We start from the raw sequence: 18,917 nt of genomic DNA on the forward strand, positions 1-18,917 counted from the left end.
CAGCAGGAGGTAGGCGTGAGCGCAGCTCAGCCGGGCAAGGCGACTCTTTCGATCGGTGACACGACCGCGGAGTTCCCACTGCTGGAGTCAGTGAGCGGCGTCAGCAGCATCGATTTCTCGACGTTGACCCGTCAGACCGGTTACACCGGACTGGACTACGGCTTCGTGAACACGGCCTCGACCAAGTCGGCCATCACCTTCATCGACGGTGACAAGGGCATCCTGCGCTACCGCGGCTACCCGATCGAGCAGATCGCGAAGAACTGCAGCTACCTCGAGGTGGCCTGGCTGCTCATCTACGGCGAGCTGCCCACCGCGTCCGAGCTGGCCGAGTTCGACGAGAAGATCCGCCGGCACACGCTGCTGCACGAGGATCTGAAGCACTTCTTCTCCGCTCTGCCGCACACCGCGCACCCGATGTCGGTGCTCTCGTCGGCCGTCGCCGCTCTCTCGACCTACTACGAGGGGCAGACCGACCCGAACAACCCCGAGCACGTCGAGCTGAACATGGTGCGCATGCTCGCCAAGCTCCCGGTCATCGCCGCGTACGCGCACAAGAAGAGCGTCGGCCAGGCGTTCCTCTACCCGGACAACTCGCTGAGCTTCGTCGACAACTTCCTCAAGCTGAACTTCGGCGTGCTCTCCGAGGAGTACGAGGTCAACCCCGTCATGTCGAAGGCGCTCGAGCTGCTGCTGATCCTGCACGAGGATCACGAGCAGAACGCCTCCACCTCCACGGTGCGCCTGGTGGGCTCGACCGGTGCGAACCAGTTCGCGTCGATCTCGGCCGGCATCCAGGCCCTCTCCGGGCCGCTGCACGGCGGCGCCAACGAGGCGGTGCTGACCATGCTCGGGCAGATCCGCGAGTCGGGTCAGAGCGTGCAGCGCTTCGTGGAGCGGGTGAAGAACAAGGAGGAGGGCGTCAAGCTGATGGGCTTCGGCCACCGGGTCTACAAGAACTACGACCCGCGCGCCAAGCTCGTCAAGGAGGCCGCCGACGAGGTGCTCGCCTCGCTGGGCGTCAGCGACCCGCTGCTGGACCTCGCCAAGGAGCTGGAGGAGATCGCGCTCGCCGACGACTACTTCAAGGAGCGTCGTCTGTACCCCAACGTCGACTTCTACACCGGCGTGATCTACAAGGCGATGGGGTTCCCCACGCGCATGTTCACGGTGCTGTTCGCCATCGGCCGCCTGCCGGGCTGGCTGGCGCAGTGGCGCGAGCTGAACCTCGACCCGCAGACCAAGATCGGCCGCCCGCAGCAGCTGTACGTCGGCTCGCCGGAGCGGCAGTTCCCGCGCCGCTGATCGCGTGTCCGGGCCGTCCAGAATAGGATGTGCTCATGGATGATGCCTTCTTCGACACCGGGCCCGATCTGAGCGGGGTGTTCGTGCTGTTCGGCCTGCTGTTCGTGGCCGTCGTGATCTTCATGATCGTCACCGTCGTTCGCAAATGGAACGTCGCCAAGAAGGCCGGTTACGATCCGCTGGCCATGGACACGCAGATCGCCGCGCAGATCGGTCAGAGCGCGTTGCTCCGTCGGCCGGATGCGGCGCCCGAGCGTCCGTCGATCGAGCAGCGGCTCGCCGAGCTGGATGACCTGCATGCCCGTGGTGTGATCTCGGATGTCGAGCACGTCGCCGCGCGCGCCAAGGCGCTGGAGAGCTGACGATCTGACGCAGGAGCGGCCCGCCACGAGTTCATGGCGGGCCGCTCTTCTGTGTGCTCAGCGGGACAGATGCACGACCCCGGCACGGCTGCACGATGGATCGGGCGATCCGACCGTGCAGGTGTTCCCGGGTCGTGCAGGTGTTCGCGGGTCAGTTGCCCTGGGGGCGGCTGGCACGGCGCGAGCCGCTGCGCGAGCGGCCCTGCGCGGCGGCGGGGGTGCCCGAGGTGGTGCTGTAGACCTGTGCGGTGCGGCGCGACTGGCCCTGACCGGCGCCGCGCTGGCGCGGCTGAGCCTGGTCGCGCTGTGCGCCGGCGCCCTGGCCCTGTGCGCCTGCACCACGGCCACCACGGCCACGGCCGGCGGCCTGTGCGTTGCCGCGGCCCTGGCCGGACTTGGCCTTCGGCGTGCCCTGCGGCTGCGCCGGAGCCGGAACGTACTTCACCTTGGGGGCGCGCTCGCCGACGAGCTCGGCGACGATCGCCGGGGTGACGTCCTCCAGGCCCACGGCGATCTGCGCCTTGCGCAGGATGTCCTTCACGTCGCGGCGCTGCTCCGGCAGAGTCAGCGTGACGACGGTGCCGGCGGCGCCGGCGCGGGCGGTGCGGCCCGAGCGGTGCAGGTACGCCTTGTGCTCGACCGGCGGGTCGACGTGCACGACGAGCTCGACGTCGTCCACGTGCACGCCGCGGGCCGCCACGTCGGTGGCGACCAGCACGCGCACGCCGCCGTCGGCCGGATCGGCGCTGAAAGCGGCCAGGTTGCGCTCGCGGGCGTTCTGCCCGAGGTTGCCCTGCAGATCCACGGCCGGGATGCCGGCAGAGGTCAGCTGCTTGGCGAGCTTCTTCGCGTGGTGCTTGGTGCGGGTGAACATGATGCGGCGCCCAGTGCCGGAGGCGAGGTCCTGCACGAGCTGCTTCTTGGCGTCGGCGTCGGCGGCGATCAGCACGCGGTGCGTCATCTCGCCCACCGGCACGCTGGCCTCGTCCACCTCGTGGCTGACGGGGTCGTGCAGGAATCGCTTGGCGAGCGCGTCGATGCCGCGATCCAGCGTGGCGCTGAACAGCAGCCGCTGGCCGTTCTTGGGCGTCGCGGTCAGGATGCGGGTGACACCGGGCAGGAAGCCGAGGTCGGCCATGTGATCGGCCTCATCGAGCACGGCGACCTGCACCGAGTCCAGCGAGACGACGCCCTGCTTCATGAGGTCTTCCAGGCGGCCGGGGCAGGCCACCACGATGTCGACTCCCGAGCGCATGGCCTGCTCCTGCGGGCGCTGGCTGACGCCGCCGAACACGGTCGTGACCCGCAGGCCGACGGCCTCGGCGAGCGGCCGGACGGTGGCGGCGATCTGGGTGGCGAGCTCGCGGGTCGGCGCCAGCACGAGGCCGCGCGGGTGGCCGGCGCGGCTCTTCGATGGGGATGCCGACAGCCGGGCGACCAGGGGCAGAGCGAACGCGATGGTCTTGCCGCTGCCAGTGCGGCCGCGACCGAGCAGGTCGCGGCCGGCGAGGGAGTCGGGGAGCGTGTCGCGCTGGATGGCGAACGGCTCGGTCTTGCCGTCGGCGGCGAGCACGTTCGCGAGGGCGGCGGGCACGCCGAGATCGAGGAAGGAAGGCATGGTTGTCTCCGGGGGAAGGCGCAGGGATACTGCGGAAAGGGCGACGGCGCGGGTTCGCGCATCGTTTCGCCGCTCGAGGTGGGCCCGCGAACCGGATGCCGGTGCGGAAGCGTGTCGACGACGCAGACGTCTCGCTTGGCGAGGAGCGTCGGATCAACAGTAGCAGTCGCCGACGGCCCCGACTGTACGAACGCCGAGACCGGGTCAGGCGTGCAGGGCGTCGTTCAGGGCGACGCCGTGCCCCTGGCGGCGGACCACCTCGACGGCTCCGCTCAGGGAGTTGCGGCGGAACAGCAGGCCGTTCTCGCCGGACAGCGCGGCGGCCTTGACCGCCTGCCGGCGACCGTCGGCGGTGGGCGCGGCATCGGCGAGCTGCACCTTCGCTCCTGCCGTGACGTAGAGGCCCGCCTCGACGATGCAGTCGTCGCCGAGCGAGATGCCGACGCCGGCGTTGGCGCCCAGCAGCGTGCGCGCGCCGATCGAGATGCGGTGGGTGCCGCCGCCCGACAGCGTGCCCATGATGGAGGCGCCGCCGCCGATGTCGCTGCCCTCGCCCACCACCACGCCCTGGGAGATGCGTCCCTCCACCATCGAGGCGCCCAGCGTGCCGGCATTGAAGTTCACGAAGCCCTCGTGCATGACCGTGGTGCCGGGCGCGAGGTGCGCGCCCAGGCGCACGCGCGACGCATCGGCGATGCGCACGCCCTCCGGCTGCACGTAGTCCGTGAGTCGCGGGAACTTGTCCAGGCCCTGCACCTGGATGCCGTGACGCTGCAGCTCCGGGCGCAGGCGCGCCGCGTCGGCGGGCAGCATCGGCCCGGCATTCGTCCACGCCACCGTGGGCAGATGCGCGAAGATCCCCTCCACACTCACCTCGTTCGGCTTCACCAGCAGGTGCGAGAGCGCGTGCAGGCGCAGGTAGGCATCCGGGGTCGAGGCGACCGGCGCATCCAGATCGATGCTCAGCGCGACGGGCTCGATCGTGACGGCCCGGCGCTCGTCGGCACCCTTCGACAGGCTCAGGGACCTGTCCGGCAGGCTCAGCGACCCATCGCCGAGCGCGCCGGCGACGTCGGGCAGCTCGCCCAGGCCGAGCTCGGGAAACCAGGCATCCAGATCGGTGCCGTCCGATGCGATGGTGCGAAGGCCGATGCCCCAGGCGGTGCGCGCAGTGCTCATGGTGCAACGCTAGCGCCGTTCGCACGGTGGCCACCCGGCGTGTGACGCACGGTTTAGTGTGGAGAGCATGGTGCTCGATCTGACCGCATCCTCGTCCGAGATCACCCGGGCCATCTGCGACATCCCCAGCGTCTCCGGTGACGAGGCACGGCTCGCCGACGAGATCGAGCAGACGATGCGCGCCTACCCCCATCTGGAGGTGACGCGGCACGGCAACACGATCGTCGCCCGCACCGACCTGGGGCGCGCGCAGCGCGTGGCGATCGCGGGGCACATCGACACGGTCCCGATCAACGCGAACGTTCCCACCCGCGACGTCGAGATCGACGGCGTCCCCTTCCTGTGGGGCCGCGGCACGGTGGACATGAAGTCGGGCGTGGCGGTGCAGCTCAAGCTCGCCGCCGAGCTGACCGAGCCCGAGGTCGACATCACCTGGATGTGGTACGACAACGAAGAGGTCGATGAGTCGCAGAACGGCCTGTTCCTGCTGGCGACCGCGCGTCCCGACCTCTTCGACGCCGACTTCGCGATCCTCGGTGAACCCTCCGACGGACGCGTCGAGGGCGGCTGCAACGGCACGATGCGCGCCGTTGTGCGCACCCGCGGCGTGCGGGCGCACAGCGCGCGCTCCTGGGTGGGCGAGAACGCCATCCACGGCGCCGCGCCGATCCTGATGCGGCTGGCCGAGTACCGGGCGCGCGAGATCACCGTGGAGGGTCTCGGATACCGCGAGGGTCTGAACGCCGTCAGCATCCGCGGCGGGGTGGCAGGCAACGTCATCCCGGACCTGTGCGAGATCGAGGTGAACTACCGCTTCGCACCGAGCAAGAGCGTGGCCGATGCCGAGGCGCACATCCGCGCCGCCTTCGACGGCTTCGAGGTGGAGATCACGGATGCCGCGGCCGGTGCGCGACCGGGGCTCGATGCCCCCATCGCGCAGCGCTTCCTCGCCGCGGTCGGCGGCGAGGCGCTCGCCAAGTACGGCTGGACCGACGTCGCGCGCTTCTCGGCACTGGGCGTTCCCGCCGTCAACTACGGGCCCGGCGATCCGCATCTCGCGCACCACGACGAGGAGCGCGTGCCGCTGAGCCAGATCGAGGCGGTCGAACGCGGACTGCGGGCGTGGCTCACAGCATCCTGACTCCGGCGCTGCGCGGCTGGGCGCGGATGCCGGTGCTCGGGCGCATCGCGGTGGTCTACCTGCTCGCCCGGCTGGCCACCACCGGCTTTCTGCTGATGGCGGCACAGGTGTCCACGTCGCTGTCGCGGTTCGGCGCGAACGCCGGGCTGCGCGACTTCGTGCTGGGCTGGGACGCGCAGTGGTACTGGTGGGTGGCCGTGAACGGCTACCCGTCGACCCTGCCGCTGACCGACGCGGGCGGGGTCGGCGAGAACGCATGGGCATTCATGCCGGTGTACGCATACGTCTCGGAGTGGATCGGGCGGGGCGACTGGGGCACCGGGGCCATGCTCGTCTCGCTCGTGTCGGGGTTCTTCGGCTGCGTGGTACTGCATCGCCTGCTGCGCCGGCGCATCGGATCGGCCGCGGCGATGTGGGCGGTCGCGTTCTTCGCGAGCGGGCCGCTGGCCGCGCTGTTCCAGGTCGGTTATGCCGAAGCGCTGTTCGTGCTGCTGCTGCTGCTCGCGCTCGACCTGGTCGCCACACGCAGATACAGCTGGCTGTACCTCGTGCTGCCGATCATGGGATTCACCCGCCCCGGCATCCTCGCCTTCGCGCTGTTCCTCGGGCTGCACGGCATCCTGCGATGGCTGCGCCGCGACCGCGAGCCGCTGCCGGCGAGCCAGATCCTGCACATCGTCGGCGCGGGCGTGCTCGCGGTGGTCGTGGGCTTCGCGTGGCAGGCGATCGCCGGGATCGTGACGGGGGACCCCGGTGCCTACCTGAAGACGGAGCTGGCGTGGCGGCGCAACTGGCTGGCCGAGCCGAGTTCGCAGTTCCTGCCGTTCGAGGGGTTCGTACGCGGCGCCGAGTTCTGGGTGGGGCAGTGGGGGCTGCCAGCGTGGGGCGGCTGGATCCTGCTGACCGTCCTCGTCGCGGGAGCCGCGATCCTGCTGCTGCGCTCCCGGGCCGTGCGAAGGCTCGGCCCGGACATCCGGCTGTGGAGCGCGAGCTATCTGCTCTACCTGCTCGCGGTGTTCTTCCCGCAGTCCAGCACGCTGCGGCTGCTCATGCCGCTGACGCCGCTGTGGGGTGCGCTCGCCGTCCCGCGCTCGCGCGGATTCCGGTGGGGGATGCTGGGGGTGTGCCTGCTGGCGCAGTGGCTGTGGATCCTGTCGATGTACGGCCTGGCATACACGTACTTCCAGGTTCCGTAGCGGCGCGGCGGCGTCGGGTCGGGACCTCCGATCGGTGATCGTGTCGCGCGGCACGCTGGTGTCGCTCGCTGGCGATAAACTTGACGCATACCACCGAGGGAAAGGAAGCCACGATGGCAGCGATGAAGCCGAGGACCGGCGACGGACCGATGGAGGCCGTGAAGGAGGGGCGACTCATCATCGTGCGTGTTCCGCTCGAAGGAGGCGGACGTCTGGTCGTCTCCGTGAACGATGCTGAGGCGAAGGAGCTTCACGACGTGCTCGGCGCGGTCGTGACCGCCTGATCACACGAACGCAGGAGGGGCGATGGGTGCACACCCATCGCCCCTCTTGCGCTCCCGGAGCTCAGTCGGTGATGCGGGCCAGCTGCAGCAGGCCCTCCCCGGTGGTGGAGAGCGCAGCGAGGACGGCCGGCGACTCCTGCGTCTCCTGCACCAGCGAGCGGTAGGCGGAGGTGACCTTGTCGCGCTGCACCGGGTCGGCCGCGCGTCCGCCGGCGAGCACGCGGGGCACGAGCACCAGCCCGCCCGGCCGCACCAGCCGCAGGCCGTGCTCGACATACTCGATGACGTTCTCGGCGTCGGCGTCGATCAGGACGATGTCGTACGAGGACTCGTTCATGCGGGGGAGCACATCCGCCGCACGGCCCGTGATGAAGCGTCCCTTCGCCGCGGGGATCTTCGCGTCGGCGAACGCCTGCCTGGCCGCGGCGAGGTGCTCGGGCTCGTTGTCGATCGTGGTGAGCACGGCCTGAGGCGCACCACGCAGCAGCCACAGGCCCGAGACGCCGGCCCCGGTGCCGATCTCCACGATCGAGCGCGCGGCGACCGACGCCGCGAGCACCGCGTACTGCGCGCCGACGGCCGGGCTGATCGGGTCGGCTCCCAGCTCGAGCGCGTGCGTGCGGGCGCGCGAGATGGTCGCCGGCTCCACGATGGTCTCGCGGACGAATCGGGCGTTCGCGTCGTGCTCGCTCATGGCTCTCTCCTGAGGTATCGGTCACTGACAGCGTACGGGCCCGCGGTGCATCCGGAAGGGAGGCGCGGCGGGTAGCCTGGGGGGATGGAACTGGGCCTGACCTTCGACAAGCTGCTGCTGATCGGGCTGGTCGCTGTGCTCATCATCGGTCCGGAACGGCTTCCGAAGGCCGCTGAGACGTTCGCGAGGTTCGTGCGCAGGGCGGGGGAGTACCTGCGCGACACCAAGACCAAGATGAAGGATGAGCTCGGCCCGGAGATCGACGAAGTCGACTGGCGCAAGCTGGATCCCCGTCAGTACGACCCGCGGCGCATCATCCGCGATGCGCTGTTCGAGGAGCCCGCGTTCGACACGGCGCGGGCGATGTCGAATCCGTTCACCACCGACCCGGTCAGCGCCGATCCCGTCGCCACCGATCCGGTGGGTGCCGCTCCGGCGCGCGCTCCGAGGGCCCGCGAGGTGTTCACCCGCTTGAGTCCGCCGCCGTTCGACGCCGAGGCCACCTGAGCCGCAGTGCTCACCCGAGCCGCGGTGCTCACCCGAGCCGCATCGGCAGCGGGCGGCCCGCCAGACCGCGCCCGCGGTGCGCGATCGTGCGCGCCAGCTCGTCGATGACGAGCGCCGCAGCATCCTCCGGAGCGCCCAGCACGACCGGAAGCCCGGCATCCCCGCCCTCCCGCAGCGCGGGGCTGAGGGGGACGGATGCCAGTAGCGGCACGTCCTCGGCGACCGCCGTCTGCTCGCCGGCGCTCTGGTCCGGTGCGCTCTGGCCGGGTGCACTCTGGTCCGGTGCGCTCAGCGCCCGGGCCACCTCGGCCCCGCCGCCGCTGCCGAACAGATCGATGACCGTGCCGTCCGGCAGCGTGTACGCCGCCATGTTCTCCACCACGCCGATGACGCGCTGACCCGTGCGCCGGGCGACGAGCGCGCTGCGGATCGCCACCTCCGATGCCGCCGGCTGCGGCGTGGTCACCACCAGCACCTCGGCGTGCGGCAGGATCTGCCCGATCGAGATGGCGATGTCGCCGGTGCCCGGTGGCATGTCGATCAGCAGCACGTCCAGGTCGCCGAAGTACACGTCGGTGAGGAACTGCTGCACCGTGCGGTGCAGCATCGGACCGCGCCAGGCGACGACCGACTCGCCCTCGCGCAGGAACATGCCGATCGACACCGTCTTCACGTCGTGCGCGACCGGCGGCAGCATGAGGTCGTCGATGCGCGTGGGCTGCGTGCCGGGCGCGATGCCCAGCAGGCCGGGGATCGAGAAGCCGTGCACATCGGCATCCACCAGCCCGACCCGCAGGCCCTGCCGCGCGAGCGAGACCGCGAGGTTGGCGGTGACGGTGGACTTGCCGACGCCGCCCTTGCCGCTGGTGACGAGGATCACCCGTGTGAGGGAGTCGGGGCCGAACGGCATCTGCCGCGCGGGCCGACCGGCGCGCAGCCGCTCGGTGAGCGCCCGGCGCTCGTCCGGCGTCATCACGCCGACGTCCACGACCACCTCGTCGATGCCGTCGACGGATGCTGCGGCGTCGCGCACGTCCTGCTCGATGCGCTGCGCGGCCGGACAGCCCACGATCGTCAGCACGATCCGCACGTGCGCCGTCGCACCCTGCACCGTCACGTCCCGCACCATGTCGAGGTCGCCGATCGGACGCCGCAGCTCGGGATCGGTGACGTTCGAGATCGCCTCGTGCACCCGATCGGACGTCGTCATGACGGCGTCTCGTCTGCCGCGTCGCCGTCCAGCTCGGCGAGCAGAGCCTTCAGCTCCTGGCGCAGCACCTCGCGGGTGACGATGTGAGCGTTGCGCTCCTCCAGCGCCTGCCGCAGAGCGACGATCTCTCGCGCGAGGTACTCGGTGTCGGCCAGGTTGCGCTCGGCGCGCTGCCGGTCCTGCTCGATCTGCACGCGATCGCGGTCGTCCTGCCGGTTCTGCGCGAGCAGGATCAGCGGGGCGGCGTACGACGCCTGCAGCGAGAGCATCAGCGTGAGCGCGGTGAATCCCAGAGTCGCGTCGTCGAAGCGCAGCGAGTCTGGCATGAGCGTGTTCCAGGTGATCCAGGCCGCGCAGAACAGGGTGAGGATGATCAGGAACGTGGGTGTGCCCATGGCGCGGGCGACCCATTCCGTGAAGCGCCCGAACCGGTCGCGGGATGGTGCGGACGCGCGCCCCCCGCCGCTGCCGGAGCGGGGCGTGTCCAGGCGGGCTGTGCGGGCCATCATCGACCGCCGCCCGTCTCGGCGTCGTGCACGTCGTGCGTGCGCCAGTCATCGGGGAGCAGGTAGTCCAGCACGTCGTCCACGCTGATCGCGCCCACCAGACGGTGCGCGGCGTCGATCACGGGAAGGGAGACCAGGTCGTAGCTGGCGAGCATGCGGGCGACCTCGGCGGCGGATGCCGTGACCGAGGCGGGCTCGATGTTGTCGTCCAGGATCGCGCCCAGATGCTCGTGCGGCGGATAGCGCAGCATCCGCTGGAAGTGCACGACGCCCAGCAGGCGCCCGGTGGGCGTCTCGAAGGGAGGCAGCGTCACGAACACGGCGGCGGCCAGCGCCGGGTGCAGCTCGTGTCGACGGATCAGCGCGAGCGCCTCCGCCACCGTCGCGTCGGCCGAGAGGATGATCGGCTCGGTGGTCATCAGTCCGCCGGCGGTGTCGGGGCCGTAGCGCAGCAGGGTGCGCACGTCCTCGGCCTCCTCGGGCTCCATCAGCGCCAGCAGCTGCTCCAGGCGGTCGGGCGGCAGCTGCGCCAGCAGGTCGGCGGCGTCGTCGGGCTCCATCTCGTCGAGCACGTCGGCGGCGCGCTCGTCGCCCAGACGGTCGAGAATGCCCACCTGGTCGTTCTCGGGCATCTCCTCGAGCGCGTCGGCGAGACGCTCGTCGGGCAGCTCCTCGGCGACCTCGATCATGCGCTGCTGGGGCAGGTCGAGCAGAGTGGTCGCCAGATCGGCGGCGTGCAGCTCCGAGTAGGTGGCGACCAGCTGCTCGGCGGACTGCGACTCCCCGGGCTGCTGCTGCTCTGTCACATCGTTCCAGCCGGCGAACGCGGTCGCGCCCTTCGCGAACGGCGAGGCGCTCGTCTTCGGCTTGCGCAGGAACAGCTGGCCGATGGCCCATTCGCCGTGCCGGTCCTGCTCGATCGCGGCATCCTCGATCACCGCCGTGCCGCTGCCGTCGACAAGGCTGACGCGACGACCCAGGTACTCGGCCAGCACGCGCACCTCGCCCGGGCGCGGCTGGAAGCGGCGCACATTGATGAGCCCGGTGGTGATGACCTGCCCTGCCCGGATGGAGGTGACCCGGCCGATCGAGAGGAACACGTGGCGGCGGCCGGGGATCTCGATGACCAGGCCGATCACGCGCGGCGCGGCGCTCTTGCGGTAGACCACGACGACGTCGCGGACTCTGCCGAGCCGGTCGCCCACGGGATCGAAGACGGCGCAGCCGGCCAGGCGCGCGACGAAGACCCGTTGTGTGCTCACGTGCTCCAGCGTAGTCGGCGCGTCAGGCCCGGACGCCTTCTGATGACCAGTCGCAGGAGGGTCTGGGACAATGGGGCGATGAGCATGTTGAATCGGCCCGCGAACGGCACCGATCTGGGCGAGACGGTCGCGTCGACGCGTGACTACGAGGTCGCCCAGAAGACGGTGTCGAAGCTGATCGCGGGCGAGGTGCCCGCGCGCGAGATCGCGATCGTGGGTGAGGGCGTGCGCACCGTGGAGCGGGTGACCGGCAGGCTCGGATACGCCGCCGCCGCGCGCTCGGGGGCGATCAACGGCGTGCTGATCGGCCTGGTGCTCTCGGCGATCATGCTGTTCGGCAACTCCGAGGCACCGACGTCGCTGTTCCTCGGATTCATCCTGATCGGCGTCGCGCTGGGCATGGTGATGAGCCTGGTCACCTATTCGATCGTGCGGCGCCGGCGTGACTTCGCCAGCATGACGCAGATGCTCGCCGACCACTACGAGGTGCGCGTGCAGGCGGCCTCGCTGGCGAAGGCGCGGCAGGTGATGGGCGGCGAGCGTCAGCCGGCGCCGCGGCCGGCCGTCGATCTGAGCAAGCCTCCTCAGTACGGTGAGCGGATTCCGGCGCCCGACGCCGCCGAGCCGGGTCCTGCCGCCGAACCGGGTCCTGCTGCGGAGCCGGATGCCGCCGAGCCGGATGCCGCTCAGCCGGGTCCTGCCGCTGAACCAGATGCCGTCGAGCCGCCCGCCGCACCGGAGCCCGGGCGTCCGGGCGAGGGCCCGGAGCCCGAGACCCGGTGACCGGGCGGCGCAGCGAGGCGACCGGCGTCTCCGCGTGGGCGCTGGGCCTGCTGATCCTGCTTCCCGTGCCGATGCTCGGGTCGCTCGCCGCGGGCGGTGCGATGGTCGCCGCGTACGGCTCGCTGTCGCGCCAGGGCCCGCTCGCGAAGGCGAACGCGGCGTCGGCGCGGCGATGGGGTGCGCTCTTCCTGATCGTGTCCACCGCACTGCTGGTGATCCAGCTGATCATCGGGCTGGTCCGGCTGACGACGTCCGCGGGCGTGACATCCGGCTTCTTCCCGCAGGGCATCCCGATCACGCTGTACGCGCTGGTGTGCATCGTGCACCTGGTGGTCGTGATCATCGGCACGCTGCGCGCGCGCCGCGGCGAGGTGGTGCGGATGCCCTTCGTGCGGGGGAGCGCATGAGCATCGCCGTGGAGCTGCCTGCGGGACCCGTGCAGGTCTCCGCGGTCTGGGAGCACCCTGCCGCCGACTCCCGCGGAGTGGTCCCGATAGCGCACAGCGCCGGCACTCGGCTGGATCATCCGTTCCTGATCGGGTTCGCCGGCGCGCTGCGCGCTGAGGGCTTCACCACGCTGCGGTTCAACTTCCCGTACGCGGAGGCCGGAAGACGGATGCCGGGGCCCGCCGCTCACGCGGTGCTGACCTGGCGTGCGGTGGTCGACCGCATCCGCGCCCAGGCGCCGGATGCATCGGTGTTCGCCTGCGGCAAGTCCTACGGTGGCCGGATGGCGTCGATGGCGGCGGCTGAGGGACTGCAGGTGGACGGGCTCGTGTACCTCGGCTATCCGCTGCATCCGCCCGGCCGACCGGACAAGCCGCGCGCCGCGCATCTGCCCGGCGTACGCCCACCGCAGCTGTTCGTCGAGGGCACGAACGACCCGTTCGTGCAGCCCCCGACGCAGCTGGAGGAGGCGGTGCGGACGTGTCAGGATGCCGCGATCTCCTGGTTCGAGGGCGGCGGGCACTCCTTCGAGGTAAAGGGCCGCAAGCACGCGGCCGACGAGGTGGGCGCGTCGGTCGCTCCGGTGGTGGCGGAGTTCCTCGGGCGCGTGCTGAACGCAGGCTGATGCCCGGATCCCGCACGCGACGCCGGTTGCGGGCGTGAGGTCAGGACGACGCCGAGTCGAACTCGTCCTTGCTGTTGTCGCTGGTGCTCTCCTTGGTCTCCAGCCCCACGGCCGCGCGCAGCTCCTGCGCATCACGGGTGGCGTCGTGCTCGAACATCAGGTCGGCCAGCGCATCCGCGATCGCGTTGAGCTTGTGCTGAACGGCCTGGTCCGCCCTCATCTGGCTGTTCTGCAGCAGCGCCACCATGAGGAACGTGACGATGGTGGTCAGCGTGTTGATGATCAGCTGCCACGTGTCGATGTTGCGGATCAGGAGGATCGAGGGGGCCCAGAGCAGCACGAGCAGCACGCAGAAGCAGAAGAACCACGCTCGGCTGGCCAGGCGCGACGCGCTCTCGGCGAATCGATCGAAGACGCCGAGGCGATCCGAGACATCGGTCGGCATGACGGGATTGTGGCTCATGGTGGGGCTCCTTGCTCGCTCCATGCGCATCCGGCCGGATGCGACCATTCCATCAGGCCGCACGGCGGCGACTTCCGCCAGGCCCTTGACTGCAGCGTGCGCGCACGGGAGTGTTCCGCACTCGGGCGCGACCGCATGCGCGGAGGCGGGCGCCCTGCCGCCCGTGGCACGATGGTCGGATGACGGACCGCATCGCTCTCATCTCCGATGTGCACGGCAACCTGGGAGCGCTCGAGGCGGTGCTCGCCGACATCCGCGCGCGCGGGATCGAGCAGATCATCAACCTGGGCGACACGGCGGGCAAGGGGCCGCGCGGCGAGGCCGCCGTGCGGCTGTGCCGTGAGGTGTGCGCGGTGAACGTGCGCGGCAACTGGGACGACTTCCTGCCCGGGATCAGCGACGACGCGTCCGAGGGGCTGGTGTGGTGGCGGGACGAGCTGTCCGCGTCCAGCCGGGCCTGGCTCGGCTCTCTGCCGCTGAGTCACGATCTGGTGATGAGCGGCCGCCGCATCCGCCTGTTCCATGCCTCGGCGGAGAGCCCGCACGTGCGGGTGCATTTCCACCACACGCCCGAGCAGTTCGCGGCCATGTTCGAGAACACGGCGATGACCGGTGACGGACCTGTGCCGGATGTCGTCGGCTACGCCGACATCCACGACGCCTACATCGAGTCTTTCGAGGGCAGGACGCTGTTCAACGTCGGCAGCGTCGGCAATCCGCTGGACGAGCCGACACCGTCGTACGCCATCCTCGAGGGAACTCTGGATGCGGCGGATGCCGCGCCGTTCGGCATCCAGTTCGTGCGCGTGCCGTACGACGTCGAGGCCGAGATCGCGGTGGCCGAGGAATTGCGGATGCCGGAGTGCGACGTCTGGGCGGTCGAGCTGCGCACGGCCGTGTACCGCGGGCGGCAGTGATGGCCACCGTCACCAGCTGAGCGCCGGCCGTCAGCGGTTACGAGCCGCCGCATCCCATTCGCCGGTCAGCTTCGCCTGCACCACGCGCAGGGCGCCGAGGATGGTCATCACCGGCGTCGCGCCGAAGCGGTGCTCGGCACCGCGCACCAGTCGCGCGGCGAGGTCGGGGCGCTGCAGCCACAGGAGCTCGCGGCCGCGTTCAGCGTGCGGGGCGTTGGAGACGATGGCGATGGTGTCGGCGTGCTCGATCATCGGAATCGCGTTGGCGATGTTCTCGCGGGTGGAGCGGCTGGTCTCGTCCAGTTCGATGGGGCCGCGGAAACCGAGATCGCGCGCGCAGCGCTGCATGATGACAGCCTCGGGTGTGGCGCTGTGCACGGGGCCGCCGCACAGGACCAGCACGTTCTCGGCCGTGGGGTCGAGTGAGCGGATGCCGGCGCGCACCCGGAATCGGTTGACGAAGTTGGCGCGCTCGCCGCGGTTGCCATAGCCGAGCACCACGACGGCGTGGGTGTGCGGTGCCGCGGTGCCCTGGGCGGTGCCGGCCGAGTGGCGGGCGGCGGAGGCCGCGCCGAGCCGACTGCGGCTGGCGCGCGCGTCGAGGGTTTCCGCCCACAGCCACAGCGCGATCAGGCCGGACGCGGCCACGGCGGCTGCGCACGCGAGAAACCCTCGGCTCATGGGCACGCCAATCACACTAGCTGTCGAGGAGGTGGCTCACCGACCCTCCGGTTCATGCGGCCGAGTCCGCGTCACGTCTTCACAGCCGGTCGACGAAGCGCATCACCTCGTGCACGTAGGCGGCGGGCTGCTCGACGAAGGCGAAGTGACCGGCATCCGCGACCGTCGCGACCTGGCCGCCGGTGAGTTGGCGATATGCGTCCACGACGACCGGCGGTGCCACCAGGTCGTCCTCGCCGTGGATCAGCGTGGAGGGCACCTGCAGAGAGGGCAGCGCCGGGCGCCGATCCGTGTACATCTCGCCGATGAGCGCCAGGTGCGCCATCCCCTTGCCCCAGTCCAGTCCCTCGGGTGCGGCGTTCATCACCTCGTCGTACCGGGCGCGCGTCTGCGCGTCGTGGAAGAACAGGTCGAGGTAACGGTCGCCGAGCGGCAGCATCGCCTCCCAGGTGCGATCCTCTCCGGTCAGTCGGCGCTCGAGCCCGGCCAGACGGCGACATTCCGCGGCGGCATCCGCATCGCCCGCCTCGTCGAGCATCGCCGCTGCCCTCGGCAGCCGGTGCCGGTCGGTGGCGTCGGTGTCCAGGGCCGGGCAGTCCAGGATCAGGCCGCTGATGCGCTCGGGATGCCGCAGTGCGTAGTCCAGCGCATAGGCGCCGCCGGAGGAGTGCCCGATGATCGTCCAGCGTTCGATGCCCAGCGCCTCGCGGAGCTGCTCGAAGTCGCGGATCAGCAGATCGACGCTCAATGGCGGCTCGGCAGGCAGGTCGTCGGAGCGCAGCACGCCGCGCTGGTCGACGCCGATCACGCGCACGCCCTGCTCGGCGAGAAGGTCGCCGACACTCGCCATGAAGTCCCAGGAGGGGTTGCCCGGTCCGCCGTGGATGAACAGCAGGGGCTGCCCGTCGGCGGGACCGCGTTCGTCGACGAAGAGGCGGGTGTCATTGATGTCGAAGATGCGATCCACAGTCGAATCGTAGGGGGCACCGCGGACATCGTGAAGAGCTCTTGTACATCTCCGACCGAGCGGGTGCTGTCCTCCTCGCCGCCGATGTCGGTGACCCGAGCGATGATGGCCGGGTGAACAGATCAGCAGCATTGGCAGGTACCGAGATCACAGGGCGAGGGCAGTCGCTGAACCCGTTCGTCATCGTGCAGGACGCGGCGGGCTTCATCCGCTTCGCGGAACGCGTCTTCGGCGCTGAGGAGGTCGAGGCGGCCCGCACGCCGACGCCATCGGGCGGACTCATCCACGCCGAGCTGCGGATCGGCGACTCGCTGCTGCTCCTGTCGGATCCGCAACCGGGCTGGGCGCGCAGGCCGGGACTGTTCCAGCTCTGGGTCGACGACGTGGATGCGGTGATCGAGCGTGCCGTCAAGGACGGTTCGACGGTGGTCACCCCACCCACGCCGTTCTACGGCGCGCTCACGCTCGCACGCGTCGAGGATCCGTGGGGCAACCTGTGGTGGCTGTATCAGCCGGTGGCCGGCCAGCCGGACCCCGTCCCGTCGTGGGAGGGCGGGTCGGACGTCGTCTTCCGGTCGCTGGACGAGCACCTCCGAGGTGCATCTTCTGCGTGACCGACGCAGCCAGCGGTGCGTGGCATGCTGAGATCATGATCCGCGCCGTCGTCTTCGACCTGGACGGGGTGCTGCGGCATTTCGATCCGGCGCACGTCGCCGCGATCGAAGAGCAGCACGGGTTGCCCGACGGCAGCGTGCACCGGGCGGCGTTCGCGCCCGAGCTGCTCGACCCGGTCGTGACCGGACGTACGAGCCGGGCCGCGTGGGTGCGGAGCGTGGGGGAGCAGCTGGGAAACCCGCGGGCGGCGGAGGAATGGGGACGGCATCCGTCCGTTCCGGATGCCGGGATGCTGGCGCTCAGCGACGAGTTGCGCGCCGTCGGTATCCGCACGGCCATCCTCACCAACGGCACGGACACGATCCCCGCCGAGCTGCGCGAGTCGGGCATCGATCGTCACGTCGACGCGGTGTTCAACTCCGCAGAGATCGGGTTGGCCAAGCCCGACGTCCGCGCCTTCCAGCACGTGCTCCATGCGCTGGTCCTTCCGCCGCACGAGGTGTTCTTCACCGACGATTCCGTGTCCAAGCTCGCCGGCGCCGACGCCCTCGGCATCCGCACTCACCACTACGCGGGCATCACCGGCCTGCGCGCCGCCCTGCGGCTGGCCGGAGCGCCCGTCAGCGGCTGATGACTTCAACCGCGAACTGCGGCACGTCGCCCACCACCAGGTCGGCCGCCGTCCCTGCACGGGGACGGTCGGTGACCCAGGCCGTGCGCAGTCCAGCTCTGCGGCCGGCCTCGACGTCCGTCTCGAAGCCGTCGCCCACCATCCAGCCTTCCAGCGGCGCGTCGAGGCGCTCTGCAAGCGCGATCAGCAGACCGGGATCCGGTTTGCGGATGCCGATCTCCGAGGACACGATCCAGCCGTCCACCAATGCGTCGAGGCCGGTCCGCTCGATCTTGCCGATCTGATTGTCGGCCATTCCGTTCGTCGCGATCCCCAGCATCCATCCGGCTTCTCGCAGGTCGCGCAGCGCCCGGGCGACGTCGGGGAAGAGCGTGACGAGCTGTGGCATCCGACTGCGGTAGTCATCCCACAGCGTGGACGACTCAACCGCTGCCGCGGATCGATCGACGATGCGCGCGAACGCCTGGTCCTTGGGCATGCGTGCGGTCAACTGGTCGACGATCCAGGTGCGCAGCGCGTATTCGGCGTCGTACTCGCGGATGAAGTCGTCGACCCACTGTTTGACCGCAGCCTCCTGATCGACGAGCGTGCCGTCGAGGTCGAAGATGACCAGCCCGGTGCTGCTCATCCGCGCAGATCCGGATCGTCCAGCACGCGTGCGACCGTGCTGCGGCCCAGCTCGGTCATGACCGGATTCGAGGTCTCGTAGTACCAGACCAGCCCCATCGCCTGCTGCAGTGCCCAGGCTGCCCCGCGACGCCACTCGTCATCCGAGGCGCTGACGATCTCACGCAGGCGGCGCCGCGGCCCCGCGGAGAGCAGATGCCAGGCGCACACGAGGTCCAGGGAGCGATCGGCCGGGCCGAAGCCGCCGCCGTCGAGAACGCCCGTCAGGCGCCCGGCCTGGACCAGCAGGTTCGACGGCGTCAGGTCGCGGTGGCTCATCACGTGTGCACCCGCCTGCGGCGTGTCACGCAGACGACGCCAGGCGCGCGCAGCACCGACGACGTCGACCAGTCCCTCGCTCCGCGTGAGGCAGTGAGTCATCCATTCGTCGTGGTCATGCAGCACGCCACCGCGGCCGCGGCCGTCGAACTCGCGGTCGCCCGCGGGCACTGCCCGCAGCGCGAGGAGCAGCGCACCGAGATCGGCAGCGAACTCGTCCGAATCGGCGGCCGAGAACGGGTCGGCCGCTTCGCCGGAGACCCAGCTCTGCAGTGTCCACGCCGATGGGTAGCGCTCATGCGCGCTTCCGATCCCCAGCGGAACCGGAGCCGCGAACGGGCAGGCCGCGGCGAACTCCGCCAGCGCGGATGCCTCGGAGTCCAGCTCCTTGCGAGAAATCACCGCCAGCGGGAACCGCGCGGCGACAGTATCGCCGACCCGGAAGATCGCGTTCACGGTTCCGGATCCTGGCACCGCAGTCACGGGCGCGCCGGCGAGGGCAGGGAACTCGCGGGCGATCAGCTCGCCCGCGAGTTCCTCGTCGACGGAGAGCTGTCCGTCGTGCATCCGCGCCGTCAC

General features: G+C 70.5%; 23 protein-coding genes. 12 read left to right on the forward strand and 11 right to left on the reverse strand.

The window, feature by feature from the left end:
• Window positions 1–15: 15 nt before the first annotated feature.
• Complete coding sequence (locus Q9R19_RS03500) at window positions 16–1,305, forward strand: citrate synthase (protein WP_311254952.1); 1,290 nt, start codon at window positions 16–18, stop codon at window positions 1,303–1,305.
• A gap of 35 nt (window positions 1,306–1,340) precedes the next feature.
• Complete coding sequence (locus Q9R19_RS03505; protein WP_311254953.1) at window positions 1,341–1,667, forward strand: SHOCT domain-containing protein; 327 nt, start codon at window positions 1,341–1,343, stop codon at window positions 1,665–1,667.
• A 151-nt stretch (window positions 1,668–1,818) separates the two neighbouring features.
• Here the strand turns inward: Q9R19_RS03505 and Q9R19_RS03510 are convergent, their stop codons facing one another.
• Window positions 1,819–3,285 carry a DEAD/DEAH box helicase gene (locus tag Q9R19_RS03510; RefSeq protein ID WP_311254954.1) on the reverse strand — a complete coding sequence of 489 codons (1,467 nt, stop codon included), beginning with the start codon at window positions 3,283–3,285 and terminating at the stop codon, window positions 1,819–1,821.
• A 204-nt stretch (window positions 3,286–3,489) separates the two neighbouring features.
• Entirely contained in the window at window positions 3,490–4,464 is a 975-nt protein-coding gene (gene dapD / locus Q9R19_RS03515; protein WP_311254955.1) for a 2,3,4,5-tetrahydropyridine-2,6-dicarboxylate N-succinyltransferase, read from the reverse strand.
• Between the two features lie 67 nt (window positions 4,465–4,531).
• On the opposite strand from dapD, the gene dapE reads away from it, so the two are divergent.
• The 3 genes from dapE (at window position 4,532) to Q9R19_RS03530 (ending at window position 7,085) form a co-directional block, all read left to right on the forward strand.
• Window positions 4,532–5,605 (forward strand): succinyl-diaminopimelate desuccinylase, encoded by a 1,074-nt coding sequence (dapE, locus tag Q9R19_RS03520; protein WP_311254956.1) that lies wholly within the window; start codon window positions 4,532–4,534, stop codon window positions 5,603–5,605.
• On the forward strand, window positions 5,587–6,801 hold the full coding sequence (locus tag Q9R19_RS03525) for a hypothetical protein (RefSeq protein WP_311254957.1): 1,215 nt from the start codon (window positions 5,587–5,589) through the stop codon (window positions 6,799–6,801). Before dapE ends, Q9R19_RS03525 begins: the two co-directional genes overlap by 19 nt.
• A 113-nt stretch (window positions 6,802–6,914) precedes the next feature.
• The gene (locus Q9R19_RS03530) at window positions 6,915–7,085 is read left to right on the forward strand and encodes a DUF3117 domain-containing protein (RefSeq protein ID WP_311254958.1); all 171 of its coding nucleotides are present in this window, start codon (window positions 6,915–6,917) and stop codon (window positions 7,083–7,085) included.
• A 61-nt stretch (window positions 7,086–7,146) separates the two neighbouring features.
• Here Q9R19_RS03530 and Q9R19_RS03535 read toward each other — a convergent pair whose 3' ends face one another.
• On the reverse strand, window positions 7,147–7,779 hold the full coding sequence (locus tag Q9R19_RS03535) for a class I SAM-dependent methyltransferase (protein ID WP_311254959.1): 633 nt from the start codon (window positions 7,777–7,779) through the stop codon (window positions 7,147–7,149).
• 84 nt (window positions 7,780–7,863) lie between these two features.
• Between Q9R19_RS03535 and Q9R19_RS03540 the strand changes: the two genes are divergently transcribed.
• Entirely contained in the window at window positions 7,864–8,286 is a 423-nt protein-coding gene (locus Q9R19_RS03540) for a Sec-independent protein translocase TatB (protein ID WP_311254960.1), read from the forward strand.
• Window positions 8,287–8,314: 28 nt separating this feature from the next.
• On the opposite strand, the gene Q9R19_RS03545 is transcribed toward Q9R19_RS03540, so the two are convergent.
• Genes Q9R19_RS03545 through Q9R19_RS03555 form a run of 3 tightly spaced genes read right to left on the reverse strand, consistent with a single transcriptional unit; the run spans window position 8,315 to window position 11,264 of the window.
• Window positions 8,315–9,496, reverse strand: coding sequence for a P-loop NTPase (locus tag Q9R19_RS03545; protein WP_311254961.1), 1,182 nt, complete (start codon window positions 9,494–9,496; stop codon window positions 8,315–8,317).
• Complete coding sequence (locus Q9R19_RS03550; RefSeq protein WP_311254962.1) at window positions 9,493–10,002, reverse strand: DUF1003 domain-containing protein; 510 nt, start codon at window positions 10,000–10,002, stop codon at window positions 9,493–9,495. The genes Q9R19_RS03545 and Q9R19_RS03550 overlap by 4 nt, the downstream gene beginning before the upstream one ends.
• A complete protein-coding gene (locus tag Q9R19_RS03555) occupies window positions 10,002–11,264 on the reverse strand; it encodes a magnesium transporter MgtE N-terminal domain-containing protein (RefSeq protein WP_311254963.1) in 1,263 nt (420 codons plus the stop codon). Before Q9R19_RS03555 ends, Q9R19_RS03550 begins: the two co-directional genes overlap by 1 nt.
• A 78-nt stretch (window positions 11,265–11,342) precedes the next feature.
• On the opposite strand from Q9R19_RS03555, the gene Q9R19_RS03560 reads away from it, so the two are divergent.
• From Q9R19_RS03560 to Q9R19_RS03570, 3 genes are read left to right on the forward strand one after another with little or no spacing between them, the layout of a single operon-like run.
• Entirely contained in the window at window positions 11,343–12,047 is a 705-nt protein-coding gene (locus tag Q9R19_RS03560) for a general stress protein (RefSeq protein WP_311254964.1), read from the forward strand.
• A complete protein-coding gene (locus Q9R19_RS03565) occupies window positions 12,044–12,454 on the forward strand; it encodes a hypothetical protein (protein WP_311254965.1) in 411 nt (136 codons plus the stop codon). The genes Q9R19_RS03560 and Q9R19_RS03565 overlap by 4 nt, the downstream gene beginning before the upstream one ends.
• On the forward strand, window positions 12,451–13,119 hold the full coding sequence (locus tag Q9R19_RS03570) for an alpha/beta family hydrolase (protein ID WP_311254966.1): 669 nt from the start codon (window positions 12,451–12,453) through the stop codon (window positions 13,117–13,119). Before Q9R19_RS03565 ends, Q9R19_RS03570 begins: the two co-directional genes overlap by 4 nt.
• Before the next feature lie 40 nt (window positions 13,120–13,159).
• Here the strand turns inward: Q9R19_RS03570 and Q9R19_RS03575 are convergent, their stop codons facing one another.
• Window positions 13,160–13,582, reverse strand: coding sequence for a low affinity iron permease family protein (locus Q9R19_RS03575; RefSeq protein WP_311254967.1), 423 nt, complete (start codon window positions 13,580–13,582; stop codon window positions 13,160–13,162).
• Window positions 13,583–13,761: 179 nt separating this feature from the next.
• Here Q9R19_RS03575 and Q9R19_RS03580 point away from each other — a divergent pair, with 179 nt between their 5' ends.
• Entirely contained in the window at window positions 13,762–14,499 is a 738-nt protein-coding gene (locus Q9R19_RS03580) for a metallophosphoesterase family protein (protein WP_311254968.1), read from the forward strand.
• A gap of 30 nt (window positions 14,500–14,529) precedes the next feature.
• On the opposite strand, the gene Q9R19_RS03585 is transcribed toward Q9R19_RS03580, so the two are convergent.
• Complete coding sequence (locus tag Q9R19_RS03585; protein ID WP_311255862.1) at window positions 14,530–15,180, reverse strand: YdcF family protein; 651 nt, start codon at window positions 15,178–15,180, stop codon at window positions 14,530–14,532.
• A gap of 79 nt (window positions 15,181–15,259) precedes the next feature.
• Window positions 15,260–16,147: an alpha/beta hydrolase gene (locus tag Q9R19_RS03590; RefSeq protein WP_311254969.1), complete on the reverse strand. Its 888-nt coding sequence runs from the start codon at window positions 16,145–16,147 to the stop codon at window positions 15,260–15,262.
• A gap of 113 nt (window positions 16,148–16,260) precedes the next feature.
• Here Q9R19_RS03590 and Q9R19_RS03595 point away from each other — a divergent pair, with 113 nt between their 5' ends.
• Window positions 16,261–16,761 carry a VOC family protein gene (locus tag Q9R19_RS03595; RefSeq protein WP_311254970.1) on the forward strand — a complete coding sequence of 167 codons (501 nt, stop codon included), beginning with the start codon at window positions 16,261–16,263 and terminating at the stop codon, window positions 16,759–16,761.
• On the forward strand, window positions 16,758–17,393 hold the full coding sequence (locus tag Q9R19_RS03600) for an HAD family phosphatase (protein WP_311254971.1): 636 nt from the start codon (window positions 16,758–16,760) through the stop codon (window positions 17,391–17,393). Before Q9R19_RS03595 ends, Q9R19_RS03600 begins: the two co-directional genes overlap by 4 nt.
• Here the strand turns inward: Q9R19_RS03600 and Q9R19_RS03605 are convergent.
• Together Q9R19_RS03605 and Q9R19_RS03610 are read right to left on the reverse strand one after the other, a co-directional pair.
• Complete coding sequence (locus tag Q9R19_RS03605) at window positions 17,383–18,021, reverse strand: HAD family hydrolase (protein WP_311254972.1); 639 nt, start codon at window positions 18,019–18,021, stop codon at window positions 17,383–17,385. The two genes, Q9R19_RS03600 and Q9R19_RS03605, sit on opposite strands and share 11 nt — an antisense overlap.
• The gene (locus Q9R19_RS03610; RefSeq protein WP_311254973.1) at window positions 18,018–18,917 is read right to left on the reverse strand and encodes a phosphotransferase; all 900 of its coding nucleotides are present in this window, start codon (window positions 18,915–18,917) and stop codon (window positions 18,018–18,020) included. The genes Q9R19_RS03605 and Q9R19_RS03610 overlap by 4 nt, the downstream gene beginning before the upstream one ends.

The organism is Microbacterium sp. ARD32, assembly GCF_031844385.1.
GTDB lineage: Bacteria > Actinomycetota > Actinomycetes > Actinomycetales > Microbacteriaceae > Microbacterium.

Excerpts from the sequence above, each read along its gene's own strand:
- Q9R19_RS03505 (WP_311254953.1), top strand. The coding sequence starts at position 1,341 with ATGGATGATGCCTTCTTCGACACCGGGCCCGATCTGAGCGGGGTGTTC.
- Q9R19_RS03510 (WP_311254954.1), bottom strand. The coding sequence starts at position 3,285 with ATGCCTTCCTTCCTCGATCTCGGCGTGCCCGCCGCCCTCGCGAACGTG.
- dapD (WP_311254955.1), bottom strand. The coding sequence starts at position 4,464 with ATGAGCACTGCGCGCACCGCCTGGGGCATCGGCCTTCGCACCATCGCA.
- dapE (WP_311254956.1), top strand. The coding sequence starts at position 4,532 with ATGGTGCTCGATCTGACCGCATCCTCGTCCGAGATCACCCGGGCCATC.
- Q9R19_RS03530 (WP_311254958.1), top strand. The coding sequence starts at position 6,915 with ATGGCAGCGATGAAGCCGAGGACCGGCGACGGACCGATGGAGGCCGTG.
- Q9R19_RS03535 (WP_311254959.1), bottom strand. The coding sequence starts at position 7,779 with ATGAGCGAGCACGACGCGAACGCCCGATTCGTCCGCGAGACCATCGTG.
- Q9R19_RS03540 (WP_311254960.1), top strand. The coding sequence starts at position 7,864 with ATGGAACTGGGCCTGACCTTCGACAAGCTGCTGCTGATCGGGCTGGTC.
- Q9R19_RS03545 (WP_311254961.1), bottom strand. The coding sequence starts at position 9,496 with ATGACGACGTCCGATCGGGTGCACGAGGCGATCTCGAACGTCACCGAT.
- Q9R19_RS03550 (WP_311254962.1), bottom strand. The coding sequence starts at position 10,002 with ATGGCCCGCACAGCCCGCCTGGACACGCCCCGCTCCGGCAGCGGCGGG.
- Q9R19_RS03560 (WP_311254964.1), top strand. The coding sequence starts at position 11,343 with ATGAGCATGTTGAATCGGCCCGCGAACGGCACCGATCTGGGCGAGACG.
- Q9R19_RS03570 (WP_311254966.1), top strand. The coding sequence starts at position 12,451 with ATGAGCATCGCCGTGGAGCTGCCTGCGGGACCCGTGCAGGTCTCCGCG.
- Q9R19_RS03575 (WP_311254967.1), bottom strand. The coding sequence starts at position 13,582 with ATGAGCCACAATCCCGTCATGCCGACCGATGTCTCGGATCGCCTCGGC.
- Q9R19_RS03580 (WP_311254968.1), top strand. The coding sequence starts at position 13,762 with ATGACGGACCGCATCGCTCTCATCTCCGATGTGCACGGCAACCTGGGA.
- Q9R19_RS03585 (WP_311255862.1), bottom strand. The coding sequence starts at position 15,180 with ATGAGCCGAGGGTTTCTCGCGTGCGCAGCCGCCGTGGCCGCGTCCGGC.
- Q9R19_RS03605 (WP_311254972.1), bottom strand. The coding sequence starts at position 18,021 with ATGAGCAGCACCGGGCTGGTCATCTTCGACCTCGACGGCACGCTCGTC.